The 20,235-nt window shown below is 33.4% G+C and carries 15 protein-coding genes and 2 pseudogenes; 10 read left to right on the top strand and 7 right to left on the bottom strand.

Annotation, left to right across the window (positions count from 1 at the left end):
- Window positions 1-71: 71 nt before the first annotated feature.
- Window positions 72-1,544 carry an O-antigen ligase family protein gene (locus AC0NJG_RS22345; protein ID WP_048553387.1) on the bottom strand — a complete coding sequence of 491 codons (1,473 nt, stop codon included), beginning with the start codon at window positions 1,542-1,544 and terminating at the stop codon, window positions 72-74.
- Window positions 1,545-2,037: 493 nt separating this feature from the next.
- Between AC0NJG_RS22345 and AC0NJG_RS22340 the strand changes: the two genes are divergently transcribed.
- The 3 genes and pseudogenes from AC0NJG_RS22340 (at window position 2,038) to AC0NJG_RS22330 (ending at window position 4,102) form a co-directional block, all read left to right on the top strand.
- Complete coding sequence (locus AC0NJG_RS22340) at window positions 2,038-2,670, top strand: trimeric intracellular cation channel family protein (protein WP_000924376.1); 633 nt, start codon at window positions 2,038-2,040, stop codon at window positions 2,668-2,670.
- A gap of 130 nt (window positions 2,671-2,800) precedes the next feature.
- Window positions 2,801-3,298: pseudogene (locus tag AC0NJG_RS22335) on the top strand (protoglobin family protein); the annotation flags it as partial.
- A 63-nt stretch (window positions 3,299-3,361) separates the two neighbouring features.
- Window positions 3,362-4,102, top strand: a complete 741-nt coding sequence (locus tag AC0NJG_RS22330; protein WP_370530095.1) for a methyl-accepting chemotaxis protein — start codon at window positions 3,362-3,364, stop codon at window positions 4,100-4,102.
- Between the two features lie 86 nt (window positions 4,103-4,188).
- On the opposite strand, the gene AC0NJG_RS22325 is transcribed toward AC0NJG_RS22330, so the two are convergent.
- Window positions 4,189-5,502 (bottom strand): ArnT family glycosyltransferase, encoded by a 1,314-nt coding sequence (locus tag AC0NJG_RS22325; protein ID WP_087955229.1) that lies wholly within the window; start codon window positions 5,500-5,502, stop codon window positions 4,189-4,191.
- A 298-nt stretch (window positions 5,503-5,800) separates the two neighbouring features.
- On the opposite strand from AC0NJG_RS22325, the gene AC0NJG_RS22320 reads away from it, so the two are divergent.
- The 3 genes from AC0NJG_RS22320 (at window position 5,801) to AC0NJG_RS22310 (ending at window position 7,622) form a co-directional block, all read left to right on the top strand.
- Entirely contained in the window at window positions 5,801-6,313 is a 513-nt protein-coding gene (locus AC0NJG_RS22320; RefSeq protein WP_000412121.1) for an acyl-CoA thioesterase, read from the top strand.
- 211 nt (window positions 6,314-6,524) lie between these two features.
- Window positions 6,525-7,253, top strand: a complete 729-nt coding sequence (locus AC0NJG_RS22315; protein WP_000110208.1) for a glycosyltransferase family 2 protein — start codon at window positions 6,525-6,527, stop codon at window positions 7,251-7,253.
- A gap of 6 nt (window positions 7,254-7,259) precedes the next feature.
- Window positions 7,260-7,622 carry a DUF2304 domain-containing protein gene (locus AC0NJG_RS22310; protein WP_001121766.1) on the top strand — a complete coding sequence of 121 codons (363 nt, stop codon included), beginning with the start codon at window positions 7,260-7,262 and terminating at the stop codon, window positions 7,620-7,622.
- A gap of 93 nt (window positions 7,623-7,715) precedes the next feature.
- Here AC0NJG_RS22310 and AC0NJG_RS22305 read toward each other — a convergent pair whose 3' ends face one another.
- A complete protein-coding gene (locus tag AC0NJG_RS22305) occupies window positions 7,716-8,987 on the bottom strand; it encodes a glycosyltransferase family 39 protein (RefSeq protein WP_474063455.1) in 1,272 nt (423 codons plus the stop codon).
- 209 nt (window positions 8,988-9,196) lie between these two features.
- On the opposite strand from AC0NJG_RS22305, the gene AC0NJG_RS22300 reads away from it, so the two are divergent.
- Together AC0NJG_RS22300 and AC0NJG_RS22295 are read left to right on the top strand one after the other, a co-directional pair.
- Entirely contained in the window at window positions 9,197-10,177 is a 981-nt protein-coding gene (locus AC0NJG_RS22300) for a glycosyltransferase family 2 protein (RefSeq protein WP_088326473.1), read from the top strand.
- A 97-nt stretch (window positions 10,178-10,274) separates the two neighbouring features.
- Entirely contained in the window at window positions 10,275-11,696 is a 1,422-nt protein-coding gene (locus AC0NJG_RS22295) for an oligosaccharide flippase family protein (RefSeq protein WP_088326476.1), read from the top strand.
- Between the two features lie 43 nt (window positions 11,697-11,739).
- Here the strand turns inward: AC0NJG_RS22295 and AC0NJG_RS22290 are convergent.
- A pseudogene (locus AC0NJG_RS22290) lies at window positions 11,740-12,246 on the bottom strand (Rossmann-fold NAD(P)-binding domain-containing protein); the annotation flags it as partial.
- 91 nt (window positions 12,247-12,337) lie between these two features.
- On the opposite strand from AC0NJG_RS22290, the gene AC0NJG_RS22285 reads away from it, so the two are divergent.
- A complete protein-coding gene (locus AC0NJG_RS22285) occupies window positions 12,338-13,891 on the top strand; it encodes an ABC-F family ATP-binding cassette domain-containing protein (protein WP_000055410.1) in 1,554 nt (517 codons plus the stop codon).
- A 51-nt stretch (window positions 13,892-13,942) separates the two neighbouring features.
- Here the strand turns inward: AC0NJG_RS22285 and AC0NJG_RS22280 are convergent, their stop codons facing one another.
- Complete coding sequence (locus AC0NJG_RS22280; RefSeq protein ID WP_088326482.1) at window positions 13,943-14,818, bottom strand: TetR/AcrR family transcriptional regulator; 876 nt, start codon at window positions 14,816-14,818, stop codon at window positions 13,943-13,945.
- A gap of 142 nt (window positions 14,819-14,960) precedes the next feature.
- Here AC0NJG_RS22280 and AC0NJG_RS22275 point away from each other — a divergent pair, with 142 nt between their 5' ends.
- The gene (locus AC0NJG_RS22275) at window positions 14,961-18,080 is read left to right on the top strand and encodes an efflux RND transporter permease subunit (protein ID WP_474063454.1); all 3,120 of its coding nucleotides are present in this window, start codon (window positions 14,961-14,963) and stop codon (window positions 18,078-18,080) included.
- A gap of 28 nt (window positions 18,081-18,108) precedes the next feature.
- Here the strand turns inward: AC0NJG_RS22275 and msrB are convergent, their stop codons facing one another.
- Together msrB and AC0NJG_RS22265 are read right to left on the bottom strand one after the other, a co-directional pair.
- Window positions 18,109-19,074: a peptide-methionine (R)-S-oxide reductase MsrB gene (msrB, locus tag AC0NJG_RS22270; RefSeq protein WP_474063453.1), complete on the bottom strand. Its 966-nt coding sequence runs from the start codon at window positions 19,072-19,074 to the stop codon at window positions 18,109-18,111.
- A 99-nt stretch (window positions 19,075-19,173) separates the two neighbouring features.
- The gene (locus AC0NJG_RS22265; RefSeq protein ID WP_001166019.1) at window positions 19,174-20,208 is read right to left on the bottom strand and encodes an AI-2E family transporter; all 1,035 of its coding nucleotides are present in this window, start codon (window positions 20,206-20,208) and stop codon (window positions 19,174-19,176) included.
- Window positions 20,209-20,235 lie beyond the last annotated feature (27 nt).

Here is a 20,235-nt window from a genome sequence, read left to right as displayed (position 1 = left end):
CTACATTTCCATCTATCTTTATTTTACTGTACTAAAAAATAAAAGCTAACAAAAGTTAGCTTTTATTTTGATCATTCAATTTCTAAGTCTACAATTAGATAAGCTAACACCACTACAAAATAAATCCCAACTCCTGGTGCTGTTAAAATATGTCCTGCAATATAAGCAATACCTAATGCTAACAATAAGCTTGCTGCAATCATTCCATATTTTATATTAAATATCTCTTTAAACCTTGTAATAAATACTAGTAGGATTCTTAAGCCGTAATAAATAAATGGAATCATTAGTAATGCAAAACCAATAATCCCAAAGTCATAAAACCAATCGTGGAAGTCCATTTCAATTAGCTTTGGATCTGGCTGCTTTTGTTCATTATATTTAAAATTACCTGCATAACCCATTCCTAATAACTTTTGTGACATTGGCGCTTCTTTAAAGAACTGCTTATGTCTTTCTTCATATACTTGACGTCCGCTGAAAATAAGGTTTTCTTGATTTTCTTTCTTTTGCTCTTTCTCAAGCTCTTTCTTAACTTCCTCTTCTATCTTCGCCTTTTCTTCTGGCTTTTCACCTTTATGATGAGTTTCTTCTTTTGCTTTAAGTTCTTGCTCTTTTTTCAGCTTCTCTTTAATTTCTTTTTCTTTTTGACCTTGCTGTGCTACATTTTGCTCTGATAAATAGTTATTGTGAATACCCATATTTTGTGCTAATGGTGTCTGTTTAAACGTTCCAACTACACCAGCTAATAGGACAATAGCAATTACTGCATTAAGCGCAAGGGATTTTTTGTTCGGATTTTTTCTATTAAATAATAATTGTAGTACAATGATCCCGATTGCTGCCGCTAACGTAGCACCAATTGAGCCCATTCCTACTTTCGTACCGACCTGAATTAATGAGTAAATCATTAAAAGCGATGGAATCCAATATAAAACGTGTTTCCAGCTCTTTGTTTTTTGAATAGAATATAGTACCACAATAGGGAAAATAATAGCTAAGATTGAACCTAGTTCATTCCCTGCATAGAACCAACCTCGAGAACCCACCTTCATCCATTCATAACTACCAAAGTCAGTAGATGTTGAAATAGAAATAACCATAATTGCGTTAATGATTAATGTAGAATATACAATACTATTTCGAACCTTATCACTAATATTAACTTTCTTTTTCAGTGATTTTAAAGCTAAAATGTATGATCCCAGCATGATATATATATATAATGCTTTCGCAACGAATTTAACTTCTTCACCAAGTACAATAGGATCCTTAACTAGTTTGTTATTAATAAATCCTACCCCTAAAACTCCGGCTAATAATATAAGATAAATTAAAAACTTTCTATTTCCCTTCTCTTTTGCCTGAATTAAAATGTAAATACCACCAACAGCCATAATAAGGAATCTTACTAAAATTCCAACGGTAGCACTTGACTTTAATAAAGTGATGCTAAGAGACGTTAATAAATCTAAAACAGGCTGTAAAATAATAAAAAAGAGCAAAAAACGCTCAAATCTAACCCTAGCTTGATTTGCTAACATTCCAAGACCTCCATACAAAATCTTAACATTATCTTTTAATCATAATTTTTTATCATTCAAACACACCTAGCAATTATAACATAACTCATATTCAAATCGAGAACTATTTTTCCGGCTAAAACTAGCAAGGACAAGTATTAATCAGTAATAGAAATTACTGTCCTTTCGCTATACTCCCTATTTTTACAAAAGCTATCTAACAACCATCCCCTTATTTTTGTCAGTATATACATATTTTTTTATCATTTTATACAGATGTAAACAGCATACCTAACATTGTAACATTTTACCAAATAGGTAGCATCAAAAAATGTAAAATTAATCTTTTCATATCTTTTTCAAATTACTTTATAGCTATTTTCCAAACATTTTCAAACGCTTTCTTTATGTATTTTATCCGTTTTTCTACATGTAGCGAAAAGTAATTGTTATTTCCAATACTTTAGTGTATATTTTTTCTCTGGAACATCTTTAAGAGGAAGGGATTAAGGCCATGTTATTAATCGATATATTTACGTTTCTTGGCATTATCGCCGCTGCCATTTCTGGTACATTAGTTGGTTTAAAAAAAGATTTAGATTTATTCGGTGTCCTTTGTTTAGCTGTAGCTACTGCGCTCGGCGGCGGTATTATTCGTGATATTATGATCGGTAACCTGCCTCCCGTCGCATTTGTTAAACCCATTTACTTTTTCGTAAGCGTATTATCAGCATTATTTACTTGTATGTTTTTTGAGCGTATCAATAAACTTCAAGTTGTTATTATGCTTTCTGATGCTGTTGGCTTAGGCGTTTTTACAGCTATTGGTGCAAATGCGGCAATGTCACATCATGTTGACGCCTCATTTTTAGTTGTTTCAATGGGAGTCATTACAGGTATTGGAGGCGGTATTTTGCGTGACATTTGCGCTCAAGATATCCCCTACGTATTCCGAAAAGAAATTTACGCTATCGCTTCTATTTTAGGGGCAATTAGTTTCCTAATCACATATGCAATGGGGGCACACGTATTGGCTTTCTATGTTTGTTTATTAGTAACATTCATTATTCGTGTTGTCACTGTCATATATAATGTACATTTCCCAGTTTTCTTTAAAACACATGCTAAAATTAATAAAGGTCATTAAGAGAATTCTATATGGAATTCTCTTAATTTATATACTATTCTACACACTAATATAGAGTAATTGCATATAAAAATATATAATTATATTAGAACCAAAAAATGAAAACGCTTTACAAACAGGGGGAAGAACGATGCTTGGGGTTTTTAAAAAACATAACAATAAAACAAACGTAAGTATACTTGAATTAAGTAAGAATCAACAAATCACTTTTAACGTTCCTACTAATTCTGAACTGAAAATTCAAATGGATATGCTACATATTTCAAAAGAAGATTTACAAATCGTAAAGGTACTACAGCCTTTTATTTATGAAGAAATTGATTGGATTACTGAAAAATTCTATTTCAATATTACAAAACAGCCTAATTTAATTACGATTATCGAACGTTATAGCTCTATTCCAAAACTAAAGCAAACTTTAAAAACACATATAAAAGAATTATTTAGCGGAGATATGCATGAAGACTTTATTGAACAACGTGTTAGAATTGCAAAAAGACATGTACAAATTGGGTTACATAGAAAATGGTATACTGCCGCTTATCAAGAATTATTCCGCTCTATCATAAAGATTTTAAAAACGAAAATTACAACAATTGACGATTTTTCTTATTCTATAAACGTAATAAATAAATTATTTACTCTTGAACAAGAACTCGTTATTGCGTCTTATGAATCTGAATATGAAAGAATGCAAAAAGAACTTGAAAAAGAAAAAGAAATAACAGCTATGACCATTACGCATATTGCAACAGAACTAGCATCTGTATCTGAAAAAACAAGCGCTTCTATTCAGCAGTTAACCGCTAAATCTGAAACGATTGTAGAAATTGCTAAAACAGGTACGTCATTAGCTACAACATCAGAAGAAAAAGCAAATAAAGGTAAAGAACAATTAAATGAGCAAAATAAACGAATGGAATACATTCAAACGAACATGGAAACGATTATTACAGATACACATGAACTTCTCGATATTTCTAACAAAATTAACGAAATTATAGATATTGTAAAATCAATTGCCGAGCAAACAAATTTACTCGCACTAAACGCAGCAATTGAATCTGCGCGTGCTGGGGAATTTGGCAAAGGCTTTTCTGTTGTAGCTGGAGAAATTAGAAAGTTATCAGAGCAAACGAAAGAATCTATATTTAACGTTACAAAGCTCGTTGAAAAAACAAATGAACAGATTGTTCGTGTCTCTTCTTCCGTGAAACAAATTAGCTCTCTCGTATCTGAAGGAACTGATAGTATGTCCGCAACGGACCAATACTTCCAAGAAATCGTAAAAGACATGTCTAACTCAAAAGAACAGAATAAAAAAATTGAAAATGAGTTAGAAACCATTTCACAAGTAATGAAAGGAATTCAAGACGATTCCTCAAAAATGGCTCTAACAGCTGATAGTTTACAACTAGAACTGAACCGATAGAGCGATTATGTCAGTAGAGATTCTTTATCTCTACTAGCTCTTAGTATTCATCTTCCATCAAAAAAAGAATCCGAATTGGATTCTTTTTATTTTCTAAAGAATATTTTTTGACAATATACATAACTCATATAAACACCAAAGCTTTGCAAAATAAACAATGCTGGCACAATAAGATTATAATATGCCATATCGACTTGGAAGAGCTTTAACAATACGTATCCACTAATTAACAATAAGAACAACATATATCCTTCGTTTTGTTGTTTCTTAATAAGAAAGTGTAATAAAGCGATAGACATAAACAATGTTACCGCTATATATATCAGTTTTTCATATTTGAAAAGGGTAGAATTTATCCCCTCATCTGAAAACTGATTTATCACCGGTTCTAAAAGTTTAAATCTTTCTCCCTCAATCTCTTTTAACTTTTGATCAATATGCTCTGTTACACTTTGATTTTTCGATACTTTTTCCTCACGTTGCGTTTTTCCAATTAAGACAGATTGAACATACATCTCATTCGTAATCGTATATTGTGACAGTCCCATTGTCTTAATTCCATAATTCACACTAAAATGAGCACTATAAAACAGAATAAGTATCCCTATCGTCTTTAGTAACACTTTTTGTTTCGTTGCTGATTGAAACACTTCAATTAATAATACATATATCGTGATAAAAATAGGAAGAAATAATCCCACTGGGAAAATCATATTACTACATGCAAATAAAATTGCTGAAAACACCCACATATAAGGATGATCTAATCCTTTATATAAAAGTATGTAGCAAGCAAAATAAAATAAAAATATTGCAAGTGATTCAGGAGTTAATACGGAACTCATGAATATATTTGGAATATACAGAGCATAAAATGTGGAAGCAATACGACCGCATCCTTCCCCAAAAACCATTGCCGCAATACGATAAATAAAAAATGCAGTTCCTGCGCAAAATAACACATTAAATAGTTGTAAAGCAAATAATGTATCACCAAATATACGAATAATTACTGACTCATATATAATAAACGGCAAATGAGTTACAGTCCCTATATTATTACCAATTGCAATCTCCTTTGCAGACTCATACATCACTTTCATATCACCAATTATTGGAACGTCTACAAATAACAGCATACTAAGCCTCACAACTATAGATATACTTATAAGAAAAATAAAAAATTGTTTGTCTGTAAAACGATATTGTAAAATTGATGCCACTAACAAAATGAGTATGACGAAAATTGCCAATATGATTGTTACACTTGTTGTACTTCCTCCAAAAAATTGCTTACTCGTCTCAAATGCTGTCCAACAACTATAAACAAAAAATGCGAGCATCGCACCGATCGTAATTTTATTGAAGAAAGATGAAAAATTTGTTTGTATATGATTCATATGTCCATTGCACCTCTATTTCCATTCATAACAAAACGATTCTATCATGAATGGGTACACGGCTGATAGGGAATTTCTATGACAAATACATAGTCATTACTTTTTACTTGCAATGTAAGCGAATCCTCTTTTACACTACATTTTAGATAAAATAAATTTTCTTTCAGTTACATGAATACAAATACAGAAGTTTAAATAATCCTCTTTTGGAATACGCTTTACTTTATTAAATATCTAATATGAGTAATCCAATTACACATATTATTCTGATTGAAAACAGACTATAGGGGCTGAATATATGGAAAAGAAATTCATGCGAGAATCAAAAGCAATTAAAACAACACGTGTTTTTCCTAACGATTTAAATAATCACCAAACACTATTTGGAGGGAAATTATTAGCAGAAATTGATAGTATTGCTTCAATTGCGGCTGCAAGACATAGTCGTAAACATTGCGTAACAGCATCTATTGATTCAGTTGATTTTTTAACTCCAATTCACCAAGCTGATTCTGTTTGTTATGAAGCATTTGTATGTTATACAGGGAAATCTTCAATGGAGGTTTTCGTAAAAGTAATCGCAGAAAATTTATTAGCAGGCGAGCGTAGAATTGCCGCCACTTGCTTCATTACATTTGTGGCAATAAAAGATGGAAAACCTTCGTCCGTACCACAAGTACTTCCTGAAACTGAGGAAGAACATTGGTTACACACAACCGGTTCAGAACGCGCGGAAAATAGAAAAAAAGGACGTTTAAAAAGTAAAGAAATGGCTGAGGTTTTAACTTTAAATAAACCTTGGAATATATAATGTTATTTAGCACAGGTAAGCATTCCTTTATCTTCACCTGTGCTTTTTTATTACAAATTAAATTATAAGTTACATATAGCTATCTAAACATAACGTCTATTCTTAAAATACCCCACTAACTTGTCCTTTATTTTTTTATACTATTAGTGGTATAGTAGATAATGTTTACTAAACAAGAATGATGCCTATTATTTGTAAAGGATGGTGCAATATGTCTGTTGAAGTACCAATTGTAATACCTAAAACCTTGATTATTATTCCCGCTTACAATGAAGAGGAAGCGATTGCAGATACATTAACAAGACTTTTAGAATTAAAAGAACATTTTGTAGGATTAGATATTTGTGTAATTAATGATGGATCTATGGATAAAACATCTGAAATTGTTACAACATTCCCAGTCCATCTTGTAAATCTACCTTATAATTTAGGAATTGGATCAGCTGTACAGACTGGATATAAGTATGCTTATGAAAATAGTTATGATATCGCTATTCAATTTGATGCTGATGGACAGCATAACCCCGATGATTTATATAAAATCATCCAACCTATAGCTGAAGATCAATGTGATATGGTACTAGGATCTCGATTTACGGAAAAAACCGCATATAAAGGCAGTCTTTCAAGAAGAATTGGAATATTTTATTTTACTGCCCTACTAAAATTACTAACAAAACAAACATTTATGGATCCAACATCTGGTTATCGTTCTATTAATCGCAAGGTAATTGAAATTTTCGCACAAAATTATCCGAAAGATTATCCAGAACCCGAAGTACTCATTCACTTAAAAAAGAAAAGTCTTCGCATTAAAGAAATATCTGTAAATATGCAAGAGAGACAAGGTGGACAATCTTCTATTACACCGTTAAAGTCTGCATATTACATGATTAAAGTCAGCTTGGCTATATTAATGCAAAAAATTGTGAAAGGTTGATAATCCATGCCCATAATTACCTTTTCATTTATCTTTATTCTATTATTATTTTTCCTGATTATTAACTCGATACGTAAAGGAACTTTAGAAACAAAATACGCCATTCTTTGGATTTTTGTTTGTATCGCAATGGCGATTTTAAGCTCTACAGATAAGATTATAAATTGGATTGGGAAGCTATTGCACGTAGAATACCCACCATCTGTTTTATTCCTGTTCGGGCTTTTATTCTGCTTTATTTTAATTTTTGATTTAACTCGTAAGGTTTCTAAACAGCATCACCAACTTGTAACATTGACACAAGATTATGCGTTGCTAAAACAAAAATTAAATAATAAAGAACAAAATGATTCTTTACACGATGCATAATTAAAAATGACCTACTTTCTAAAATAGAAAGTAGGTCATTTTTATATACCATTTAAATGTAAATTCTTTGATAGATTTAATGAGATTATTTACTTACTTTAGAAATGGCCTGCTAATCCTCATAACAGTTGCGACAATACCTACACCTATCATTATAAATAGCATTGGCATCAATGGGAGCGCATATCGATCATATGCAAAGTATAAGCTATTGAAAAAGGTTTGGAATAAAACATTTATCCATAAGAATGAATACTCTCTCCACCTTCTCCAACAGAATGCAAATGCTAGGATAGAGCAAATTATGAAGCCTGTTTTAATTGTGTCATAAATCTTCTTCATATCTTCTCCAGATATATCAAAAATACTAATTGTGGTGCCTGGATAATAATATGCTTTTTCCCAGAAAATTTGTGGTTTTAAAATTAAATAACTCTTTATCATTGACGCTTTATCTGTATGCCACCATTCCTTAATACGGTCCATCGCTACTTCTTGCTGCTTCGCTATCAACTCATGCGCTTCTATACCTGGATATTTTGCAAAGATTTCTGCATCGATTTCTTCCACACTTTTCCCAGATGGATAACCTTCACCTTGATATGTGCCAAGTAGTAAAGGATTACCTGAACCAGCTGTAAGCGGAATAAACTTGTTAAACTGAACATAGTTACGTGCCCACCAAGGACCAAGTACAACAAATAGTACCAATACACTAATAAGGGCTTGCTTTACCATTAAACGAGCCGGATAGCGTTTTGCTACAAGATATATAAATAATAAAATTGGATATAAAGCGATTTGTACCCTGAAATATAGTGTTACAAAGTAGAATAATAAAATAATATAAAAATCTTTCATTGAATGCGTATCTGCTAATTTTAAGCTCCAATATAACAGCCCTAGTGATAGAAAGAGATAAGGACTTTCTGTCAACGTTAAATTCTCCACCACCACTTCAGGTGGATATAGAGCTAATAACAATGCAGCAATCAATCCTACCGCCGGATTTAAAATATATGTACCAATCTTATAAGTCATATAAATACTTAAAATACCAAAAGCTATCATAACTAATTTTGCACATAAAACACCTAAACTTCCATGTCCGAATATGAAAAATATGCCTGCTAATAAAAATACTTGTCCAGGCATAATATGAATAGTTGGTTTTGTTGGATCATGATACGTTAACATGCCAGTTTCCAAAAAATTCACAGCATTTTTTTGATACATTAAATCATCGCTACCAAGTGTCAAATCACTACCGTATGTTTTTAAAGTCATTAACCGAAAGATTAGGCCAATAACTAGAATAATACCCAATATTATCAATTCAGGTCTTCGTATATACTTTTGTAACATTCTAAAGTTTCCTCCCTTTTATTACAATACATTTCTCTATTATAACCACCTTTCATATCTAACTTCTATACCTTTAATAATAATTATTATATACATAAAGTTGATTTACAAAGTTTATATGCGGTAAACTTATACAGATATTCTTTTAATCTTATTCCTTATAAAAGGAGTTAATTTAAAAACATAAAAATTTGAGGAGTTAAAATTCTATGATGGAACAAAACCAGCTTGTCTCAGTTGTTATTCCTCTATACAATGCAGAGAAATATATTGAAGAGACGATGCAGTCAATACTAGATCAAACATATAAAAATATCGAAATTGTAATTGTAGATGATGGAAGTAAAGATCGGTCACCTTCTATCGTAAAAAATCTTGCTGAAAAATACCCAGGTCAAGTAAAATACGTTCATCAAAAAAACCAAGGCGTTTCGGTAGCTCGTAATACAGGAATTGAAAACGCTAGTGGAGAATATATTGCTTTCCTTGATAGTGATGACTTATGGCATCCAACTAAAATTGAGAAGCAAGTCAAAAGTATACATAAAAACAACATGGACGCGTGCTATTGTGGTTATATGAATTTCTACGAAGAAACAGGCGAGAAGGTTGAACATACAACAAACTTTATTAAAGGTGATATGGCAAAAGCATTCCTAACACATCAAGTTGTTGCTCAAACAAGTACTTGGATTTTCAAACGATCCATCGTAATGGATCATAACATTCGTTTTACACCAGGATGTAGTTGGGGCGAAGATTTGGAGTTTTTATTTAAACTTATGAGTGTGACAAATGTATGTTATGTCGATGAATACTTAACTTATTATAGAATCTTATCAGAAGGGAATCTTTCTTCTAAGTATAAAGATTATGAATTAAAAACGACAAAAGAGCTGGAAGTATTCAATCGTATGAAGGACTGGGTACATAACAAATCTCAAGATTTCATTACAAAAGACTCCCAGTCACTTATTGAGATTCTTGAGACTTATTTATTCCCTTATACAGTCATCAATAACGCTTGTATATATATTAAGGGAAACTCTCAATTAGATAAATCACAAATTCAATTAATCAAAAAAGATATCAAGAAATATTGCCGTAAAATCTATTCAAAGAATGGAAAGCGTAGTAAAAAACTATATGCAATGCTTTGGTTTGTACGAATTAAATTTCTGTTTTCTTAAACTGAAAATATAACTATACTCTCTCTTTCTGTGAACAAATCAAATTTACAAATAGGACAAGCTAACCGGGTCCTAAAGAATAGAAAGGTCTTTTCTCATGAAAACAAATAAAATTCTAAAAAACGCATCCTACCTCTTTGTAGGAAACATTACTGTCCGTTTTGTACTGGCTATTGCAACAATTTTCTTTGCAAGATATGTTTCTCCAAGTGATTACGGTATGTTTACAACTGCGTTAGCAGTTTCAGCTGTTATTTGTTACTTTACAGATGCAGGTTTGACACATACGTTTATGCGTGAAGGAACGAGAAGCGATGCTAATATTAGCGTACTAATAAGTAGTTATTTACGTATTCGTTTAATATTAGCTATCGTAATTTCTGTACTATTCGCTATTTTTGCCCAGTTCTTCTATCCCGATGCTTACTTACGGGCGATGGTATATTGGGTTGTTCTACCAACAATGTTCGGAGCAACCTTACAAGGTGTTGGTATGGCTTACTTCCAAGTAACAGAACGCATGCAATTTACAGCTATTATTTCTGTACTACAAGGTGTAACAGCTGCTGCTGCCCTATTACTAGGGATGTCTTTCCAATGGTCACTTATGATGGTTGCTGCCATGTACGGGGTATCTAGTCTTGTAACAGGTGTTATCGCCTTTATAATGACAATACGTTATACGAAAGTCCATAAGGGTTGGGATAAAGGCATTTTAGATCAACTACTTATTTTCACAATCAATGGAATCATCATTATGCTCTTACCACAATTGGGCCCTATTATATTAGAAAAGGTTTCAACATATAATCAAGTTGGATTCTTTGGTGCTGCATCTAAAATACCTGCTGTACTATATCAAATACCTGGGGTAATTGCAGCCGCCTTTTATCCAAGGCTTTTTGCTTTTGGTAATGAGAAAAATATTGAAGAACATAGAAAATTATCAAGTTTCGAATTAAAACTTATGTCTTTTTTAGGAATGGGAATTTCTATCCCCTTTATTGCTGATCCAAGTTTCTGGATTGTTAGTTTATTAGGAGAAGAATACGCTCCCGCCGGTGACGCTCTTGCTATTCTAGCGTTTATGGTTATTTTACAATCAATTAACTATCCACTAGCCGATAATTTAACAACGATTGGCCAGCAATGGAAACGTGCAACAACAATGACTATTGGATTAGTTGTTGCCATCATAGGTTATATTGTATTAGGTAGTAAATATGGAATGATGGGGGCAGCTTTCGCAGCCATTCTTACCGAAATTACACTATTAATCGGATTTACCCTCTTTATTCGTAAAGGCATGCAATTATTAGTTAAAGGAATTATATTTAATTCCTTAGCCTTTATTATTAGTTACGGTTTATACCGAATTGCATTAATTAACTTACCACCACTAATTGCTTTAACTCTTACTGGTATACTATACGGTATAATCGGAATTGTAATTGATCCTCAAATACGTGGATTCGTTTTAGGGTTTATAAAACAAAAATTAGGTAAAAAGGTAGTATAAAGTTAAGTTCCTTTTCAAAATCATGAAAAGGAACTTAACTTCTTTATTTACATCTATTTTTCATATACATAATTGTTTCTTTTAACCCATCATAATAAGAAGTTTTTGGTAACTCTCCAATACATTTCTCGTATTTCTCTCCACTTAATACAACTGGTTTTCCCGTCAAATATAGCATTTCTACAAATTCTTTCATCTGCTTATCAAACAGACCAAAGAACTAGATTATTCCTCTTTTTACAGTTATTACTCGTTTGGTATATCCCTTTAATTCCCGTATGTGTTGAATCATTTCCTCACCTGTAATGGCACCATAATCTGATATGTTCCAATTTTGTCCATAGGCCTCGTCATGTGAAGCTAATTCAACTATTGCTTTTGCACCATCTGGTGTAAAAATATATTCACGGGCGATCTTTTTATCTCCAACAAAGCTAGACATTTTATTTGCAAGTATTTCTTTTAATGTATGATGGACAAGTGTGTTTTCTGCATTTGGACCATAAAAGTCTGGGAAATGAGCAATAAACATTCGTACATTGGATTGTTTTGAAAATATATACATTTTGAAATGATGGCATTATATGAAAGAATTTAGTATCATGATTCAAGGTACTATTTCAAGTTGGACGGAGGATACTATGAGCTTATTAACAGTTGAAAAATTAGGACATACATTTGGCGATCGTACATTATTTAAAGATGTATCTATGCGATTACTAGCAGGTGAACACGTTGGATTAGTTGGTGCAAACGGCGTTGGTAAATCAACATTTATGAATATCATTACTGGTCAACTTATTCATGACCAAGGTCGTGTAGAATGGACACCGGGCACACATTACGGCTACTTAGATCAGCATACTGTTTTAACGCCTGGACGTACAATTCGTGACGTACTGGCGGATGCATTTTTACCGTTATTCGAAAAGGAAAAAGCTTTAAATGAAGTTACAGAAAAAATGGGAACTGCTACACCAGAAGAGCTAGAAGAACTTCTTGAGCAAATGGCAGAAATACAAGATGCACTTGAAGCAGGTGGTTTCTATTTACTAGATATGAAAATTGAAGAGGCTGCACGTGGTCTTGGAATTGATGCGATTGGTTTAGATCGTGATGTTTCAGCACTAAGCGGTGGACAACGTACAAAAGTATTGCTTGCAAAGCTATTACTTGAACAACCAGAAGTGTTATTACTTGATGAACCTACTAACTATTTAGACGTTGAACACATTCATTGGTTAACAAATTATTTAAAAGAATACCCACATGCATTCTTATTAATTTCTCATGATACGGAATTTATGAACAAATGTGTTGATGTTATTTTCCATCTAGAATTCACAAAAATGACACGCTATACAGCGACATATGAAAAATTCCTAGAACTAGCAGAAATCAATAAAAATCAACATATAAACGCTTATGAAAAGCAGCGCGAGTTTATCAAAAAGCAAGAAGATTTCATTGCAAAGAACAAAGCCCGTTATTCAACAACAGGTCGTGCAAAGAGTCGTCAAAAACAACTTGATCGCATGGAACTTATTGATCGCCCGGAAACAGCAATTAAACCTGAATTCTCATTTAAAGAAAGTCGTGCAAGTAGTCGCTTCGTCTTTGAAGGTGAAAATGTAGAAATTGGATATACACATCCGCTACTACCAAAGCTATCAATGACAATTGAACGTGGTGAAAAAATTGCTATCGTTGGATGTAATGGTGTTGGTAAATCAACGCTACTAAAAACAATTTTAGGTAAAATTAAACCTTTAAGTGGTAAAACGAGTCTTGGTGACTTCTTAGAGCCAGCATACTTTGAGCAAGAAGTTAAAGCTGATAATATAACACCAATTGATGATGTATGGAATACATTCCCTGGCCTAGACCAGCATCAAATTCGTGCGATGTTAGCAAAATGCGGATTAAAAAATGAACATATTTCTCGCCCATTAAGTCAATTAAGTGGTGGAGAACAAGCAAAGGTTCGTTTATGTAAGCTAATGGGTGAAGAAAGTAACTGGCTACTATTTGATGAGCCGACAAACCATCTTGATGTTACAGCAAAAGCGGAACTTAAGAAGGCTATGAAAGCATATAAAGGAACAATTCTTCTTGTATGTCACGAACCGGACTTTTATGAAGATTGGATTACAAAAGTTTGGGATGTAGAAGAATGGTCTCAAAATAGTAAATAGTCTTTAAGAAAAAACTCCTTGTGTAGACAAGGAGTTTTTTACTTGTTTTTATTAAGAATTTTTTATATTGTAGTATCCTATAAGGCGTAATCGAAATTCTTTTAATTCCAGATACGCCTCTAAATTTGCTAACATACCTCTAATTACCGGAATTCTTGGATTAAGCAATCGCATTTCCGCCTCTAAAACATCTAACGTTACTAGCAACTCATCATCCTCTAATTGATCAGCTAAATTACGCTTAAACACAATAATTTCTTTTAAAAAATGCTCTTTAACTTGTTCCTTAATAAGCTCTGATTTACAAAGGAATTCTCCAAGCTTTTCTTCATGTAAAATAGGTTCTTCCGAAGATTCTACCAAGCCATCTACTAAATTATCTACTCTTTTTAAAATAAAAGCAGCTACATACGATAAATCAATTTCTGGTGCTTGTAAAATAATTAGTTCTAAATATCCACGGCATATGCCTTCTACCATAATGACTAAATCTAATAAATATGGCATAACCTTATCACCATAAATAGACAGTAAACTATTCCGATAAAATGCGTGAGACTCTAACTTCATCCGCATCATAAATTCTTCTACTTCTTTATTAAAAGGAATCGCATTTTCCCTTGCATGCATAATAATAAATTCTTTATGCTTTTGTATATCATTAAACTGGCAATGCAATTGTTTTGCAAATTTTTCACGTGGCAATAACGACTCTTTTTCAATATCCATCATTTTGTTCTGAATCTTGTCATAGTAATATCGAAGTGTCGCTAATAAAAGTTCCTCTTTTGATTTAAAGTATAAATAAAAGGCTCCCTTAGATATGCCACAAGCTGTCACAATTTCCTGCACTGATGTCGCATTTACACCCTTAGTCGCAAATAACTTCATAGCCATCTCTATAATTAAACGCTCTTTTTCTTTCATATCATGTCTCTCCTAAATTTAATCTCGCATCTTATTATGAATGTATTATACCATCCCTTTTCATTGACGGCTGACCAATCAGTCAGTTATATTATGTATTAGACTGACCAGTTGGTCAATACAATACAAAGGGAGCGCAAACATGAACAAAATTATTAATTTTTCGTTAAAAAATAAGTTCGCAGTTTGGCTACTAACCATTATTGTTACCATTGCAGGTATTTATTCTGGGCTGAATATGAAGCTAGAAACAATTCCTGATATTACAACACCTGTCGTAACAGTAACCACGGTTTATCCTGGTGCTACACCAGAAGAAGTAGCTGATAAAATTTCAAAACCGATGGAAGAGCAACTGCAAAATTTAAGTGGTGTAAACGTTGTTAGTTCATCATCTTTTCAAAATGCATCTTCTATTCAGGTAGAATATGATTTTGATAAAAATATGGAAAAGGCTGAAACAGAAATAAAAGAAGCTCTCGCAAATGTGAAAATGCCAGAAGGCGTAAAGGACCCGAAAGTTTCACGTGTAAACTTCAATGCCTTTCCTGTTATTTCATTAAGCGTAGCAAGTAAAAATGAATCTTTAGCTACCTTAACTGAAAATGTAGAAAAAAATGTTGTTCCAGGATTAAAAGGACTTGATGGGGTCGCATCTGTTCAAATTTCAGGTCAACAAGTAGATGAAGTACAACTTGTCTTCAAAAAAGATAAGATGAAAGAATTAGGTTTAAGTGAAGATACTGTAAAAAATGTAATTAAAGGATCGGACGTATCTTTACCACTTGGTTTATATACATTTAAAGACACAGAAAAGTCAGTTGTTGTAGATGGAAATATTACAACAATGAAAGCATTAAAAGAATTAAAAATCCCTGCTGTTCCTTCATCAGCAAGCGGTCAAGGTAGTCAAAATGCTGGGGCTGGTACACAAGTGCCGCAAATGAATCCAGCCGCTATGAACAACGGGATTCCGACAGTTACATTAGACGAAATTGCTGATATTAAGGAGGTCGGAAAAGCGGAATCTATTTCTCGAACAAATGGAAAAGAAGCAATTGGAATTCAAATTGTAAAAGCTGCTGACGCGAACACAGTTGATGTTGTAAATGCTGTTAAAGATAAAGTAAAAGAACTTGAGAAAAAATATAAAGACTTAGAGATTATTTCAACATTCGACCAAGGTGCACCTATTGAGAAATCAGTAGAAACAATGCTAAGTAAAGCCATTTTTGGTGCTATCTTTGCGATTGTTATTATTATGTTGTTCCTACGAAATATCCGAACAACATTAATCTCTGTCGTTTCCATACCACTTTCTTTATTAATTGCTGTATTAGTTATAAAACAAATGGATATTACGCTTAACATTATGACGCTCGGGGCAATGACAGTCGCTATCGGGCGCGTTGTGGATGACTCCATTGTTGTTATCGAAAATATTTACCGACGTATGTCGTTATCAGGAGAGAAACTACGCGGAAAAGATTTAATTCGTGAAGCTACGAAAGAAATGTTTATTCCGATTATGTCTTCTACCATTGTAACAATTGCTGTATTTTTACCGCTTGGACTAGTAAAAGGTATGATTGGTGAAATGTTCTTACCATTCGCCTTAACTATCGTCTTCGCTTTATTAGCATCGTTGCTAGTAGCAGTTACAATCGTACCGATGCTAGCTCACTCTTTATTTAAGAAAGAGAGCATGAGGGAAAAAGAAGTACATCATGAAGAAAAACCAAGTAAATTAGCAAATATTTATAAACGCATACTTGCATGGGCTTTAAATCACAAAATTATTACATCAAGTATCGCTATCCTTCTATTAGTTGGTAGTCTTGCACTTGTGCCAATCATTGGTGTAAGTTTCTTACCATCTGAAGAAGAAAAAATGATCATTGCAACATACAACCCTGAACCAGGTCAAACGTTAGAAGACGTTGAAAAAATCGCAACGAAAGCTGAGAAGCACTTCCAAGATAATAAAGACGTCAAAACAATTCAATTCTCATTAGGTGGCGAAAACCCAATGAGTCCTGGTCAATCAAACCAAGCAATGTTCTTCGTACAATATGATAACGACACGAAAAACTTCGAAAAAGAGAAAGAACAAGTCGTTAAAGATTTACAGAAGATGTCTGGAAAAGGCGAATGGAAAAACCAAGACTTCGGAGCAAGCGGCGGTAGTAATGAAATCAAACTATACGTTTACGGAGATAGCTCTGAAGAGATTAAGCCTGTCGTAAAAGATATTCAAAATATCATGAAGAAAAATAAAGACTTAAAGGATATAGACTCTAGTATTGCAAAAACGTATGCAGAATACACTTTAGTCGCAGATCAGGAAAAACTAAGTAAAATGGGTCTAACGGCTGCGCAAATCGGAATGGGACTTTCTAATCAACATGATCGCCCTGTTCTGACAACAATTAAAAAAGACGGTAAAGATGTCAACGTATATGTAGAAGCTGAAAAACAAAATTATGAAACAATCGATGACTTAACAAATCGTAAAATTACAACGCCACTTGGTAATGAAGTAGCTGTGAAAGATGTGATGACTGTAAAAGAAGGAGAAACTTCGAATACAGTGAAACACCGCGATGGCCGTGTTTATGCAGAAGTAAGTGCAAAACTAACATCTGATGACGTTTCAAAAGCATCTGCCGCTGTTCAAAAAGAAGTAGATAAAATGGATCTTCCTTCTGGCGTAGATGTTTCTATGGGCGGCGTTACAAAAGATATTGAAGAATCATTCAAACAACTTGGCTTAGCGATGTTAGCTGCGATTGCCATTGTATACTTCGTTCTTGTCGTTACATTTGGCGGGGCTCTTGCACCATTCGCAATTTTATTCTCGCTACCATTCACCATTATTGGGGCTCTTGTTGCCTTACTAATCTCTGGTGAAACGTTAAGTGTCTCTGCAATGATCGGTGCCCTTATGTTAATCGGTATCGTTGTAACAAACGCAATCGTGCTTATCGACCGCGTTATTCATAAAGAAAATGAAGGTCTATCAACACGTGAAGCTTTATTAGAAGCTGGCGCAACACGTCTTCGCCCGATTTTAATGACTGCAATTGCAACAATCGGTGCTCTTATCCCGCTAGCACTAGGATTTGAAGGTAGCGGCTTAATTTCTAAAGGACTTGGTGTAACAGTAATTGGTGGATTAACAAGTTCAACATTATTAACACTTCTTATTGTTCCAATCGTTTATGAAGTATTAAGCAAGTTTAAAAAGAAAAAAGTAAAGTAACAAAAAAATAACCTCGCTAACTGCGAGGTTATTTTTTGTTTTCAAACAAGATTAGGAAATCACCATAGCCTTCTTTTTCTAATTCCTCTTTTGGAATAAATCGAAGAGCTGCTGAATTTATACAATAGCGAAGTCCATTCGGTCCTGGACCATCTGGAAATACGTGCCCGAGATGTGAATCTCCTTCCTTACTTCTCACTTCTGTACGCGTCATATTATGACTCACATCCATTTTTTCTTTCACACTAGCTGACATAACTGGCTTCGTAAAACTAGGCCATCCACATCCACTATCAAATTTATCTAGAGAAGTGAACAAAGGTTCACCCGAAACGATATCTACATAAAGACCTTCTTCCTTATGATTCCAATACTCATTTCGAAATGGTGGTTCTGTACCATTTTCCTGTGTTACATAAAATTGCATCTCATTGAGTTTTTCCTTTAAATGAGCATTATCCTTTGGCCAATGTTGCTTAATAAACGCATCTCGCCCTGAGCCCTTACGGTATAACTCGTAGCGGAATTCATTTTTCTTATGATATCCTTGGTGATATTCCTCTGCGGGATGAAACGTAGCAGCTGGCAATATTTTTGTCGCAATCGGCTTTGAAAAGCGCCCACTCTTTGCAAGCTCTTCTTTTGAAGCCTCTGCTTTTTTATGTTGTTCTTCATTATGATAAAAAATCACTGTTTCGTAAGACTGTCCGCGATCGTGGAATTGCCCACCTACATCAGTCGGATCAATTTGTCTCCAATATATATTTAATAACTCCTCATACGGCATTTTATTTGCATCAAATGTAATCTGTACTGCCTCATAATGTCCCGTCGTTTCTGAACATACCTCTTTATATGTTGGATTCTCTTTATGACCACCTGTATAGCCAGAAACAACCTTTATAATTCCTTCCATCTCTTCAAATGGCGAAACCATACACCAGAAGCACCCTCCAGCAAATGTAGCTAATTCTACCTTTTCATTTACAGCCATTATTTCACCCCTATTCTATCTTCTTCTTACAGTATGGCATAAGAAACATCATGTTATAAAAGAAAAAGCATCGAATATCGATGCTTTTTTCTCTTCACTTTATTTTTTTCCAGCGTCCTTCTCCATTTCATCACTTGTCACATCTAAGACATCTAATAAGAAAATGAAGATTGGAATACCGATAATTAATCCCCATACACCTAAGAAGTGTTCCGAGAAGATTAATACCATAAACGTATAGAAAATTGGTAAGTTTGTTTTTTGCGACATAAACTTCGGATTTAACACGTAACTTTCAAGCGCATGAATGACTGTTACGATAACTAAAATATAAACAACGTACATAATACCGCCGATATTGTAAGCAATCATACAAAGCGGGAATAACGAAATGATAACCCCAGCTACTGGAATTAAACCAAGTAAGAAGATCATTAACGCTAAACCTAATAATTGTGGGAATCCTAATATCCATAATGCAATAACGGATAAAACGCAGTTAACAACTGCAATTAAAAATTGTGCCTCAATTACTTTTCCGAATGAACGTGCAAATTTCTTACCGAAGTACTCGATTTCAGTATAGAAAATTGCAAGTCTGCTCTCTTTAAATTTTGCAGTAAAAGCAACGATACGAGCTTTTTCCAATAAGAAAAATAAACTTAAAATTAAAGAAAGTAACACTTGAAGGCCAAATTTTCCAACATTCGTAATCGATTTATACAAAATGTCAACGCCTTGTCCTACATACTTCGAAAGTTCCATATGATTAACAGCATTAACTGCATACTTAATTAATTCACTGTCCGGTGGGTTTCTTAAAAATACGTTAAATTGATAAATCAATTGTGAAATTTGTATCGTTAATACTGGTAAATATTTAAATAGCGTAATAGCAATTCCGCCAATTAACATGACATATAGAAATGCTATAACGAGCTTTCGATTAATGGGCATAAAGTGGTCTAATTTACGAGAAATAAACTTTTGGAATCGATCCATTAAATACGTAAGAATAAACGTAATTAATATTAAATTCAACATACTTTGCAGCCCATATAATACGAGAGCAAGTATTACTAATACGAGTAACCTCTGAAATCCTTTGCTTTGAAACAGGTTTTTTATTTGCATAATCGACGAGTACTCTCTCCTGTCCTA

It is taken from the genome of Bacillus sp. SSR7 (assembly GCF_055902415.1).
Note: the sequence above shows the minus strand (reverse complement) of the source record. Positions and strands in the feature narration are given on the sequence as shown.

Bases quoted from the DNA above. Each gene is read 5' to 3' on its own strand.
- AC0NJG_RS22345 (WP_048553387.1), bottom strand. From the start codon at position 1,544: ATGTTAGCAAATCAAGCTAGGGTTAGATTTGAGCGTTTTTTGCTCTTT.
- AC0NJG_RS22340 (WP_000924376.1), top strand. From the start codon at position 2,038: ATGTTATTAATCGATATATTTACGTTTCTTGGCATTATCGCCGCTGCC.
- AC0NJG_RS22330 (WP_370530095.1), top strand. From the start codon at position 3,362: ATGCAAAAAGAACTTGAAAAAGAAAAAGAAATAACAGCTATGACCATT.
- AC0NJG_RS22325 (WP_087955229.1), bottom strand. From the start codon at position 5,502: ATGAATCATATACAAACAAATTTTTCATCTTTCTTCAATAAAATTACG.
- AC0NJG_RS22320 (WP_000412121.1), top strand. From the start codon at position 5,801: ATGGAAAAGAAATTCATGCGAGAATCAAAAGCAATTAAAACAACACGT.
- AC0NJG_RS22315 (WP_000110208.1), top strand. From the start codon at position 6,525: ATGTCTGTTGAAGTACCAATTGTAATACCTAAAACCTTGATTATTATT.
- AC0NJG_RS22310 (WP_001121766.1), top strand. From the start codon at position 7,260: ATGCCCATAATTACCTTTTCATTTATCTTTATTCTATTATTATTTTTC.
- AC0NJG_RS22305 (WP_474063455.1), bottom strand. From the start codon at position 8,987: ATGTTACAAAAGTATATACGAAGACCTGAATTGATAATATTGGGTATT.
- AC0NJG_RS22300 (WP_088326473.1), top strand. From the start codon at position 9,197: ATGATGGAACAAAACCAGCTTGTCTCAGTTGTTATTCCTCTATACAAT.
- AC0NJG_RS22295 (WP_088326476.1), top strand. From the start codon at position 10,275: ATGAAAACAAATAAAATTCTAAAAAACGCATCCTACCTCTTTGTAGGA.
- AC0NJG_RS22285 (WP_000055410.1), top strand. From the start codon at position 12,338: ATGAGCTTATTAACAGTTGAAAAATTAGGACATACATTTGGCGATCGT.
- AC0NJG_RS22280 (WP_088326482.1), bottom strand. From the start codon at position 14,818: ATGAAAGAAAAAGAGCGTTTAATTATAGAGATGGCTATGAAGTTATTT.
- AC0NJG_RS22275 (WP_474063454.1), top strand. From the start codon at position 14,961: ATGAACAAAATTATTAATTTTTCGTTAAAAAATAAGTTCGCAGTTTGG.
- msrB (WP_474063453.1), bottom strand. From the start codon at position 19,074: ATGGCTGTAAATGAAAAGGTAGAATTAGCTACATTTGCTGGAGGGTGC.
- AC0NJG_RS22265 (WP_001166019.1), bottom strand. From the start codon at position 20,208: ATGCAAATAAAAAACCTGTTTCAAAGCAAAGGATTTCAGAGGTTACTC.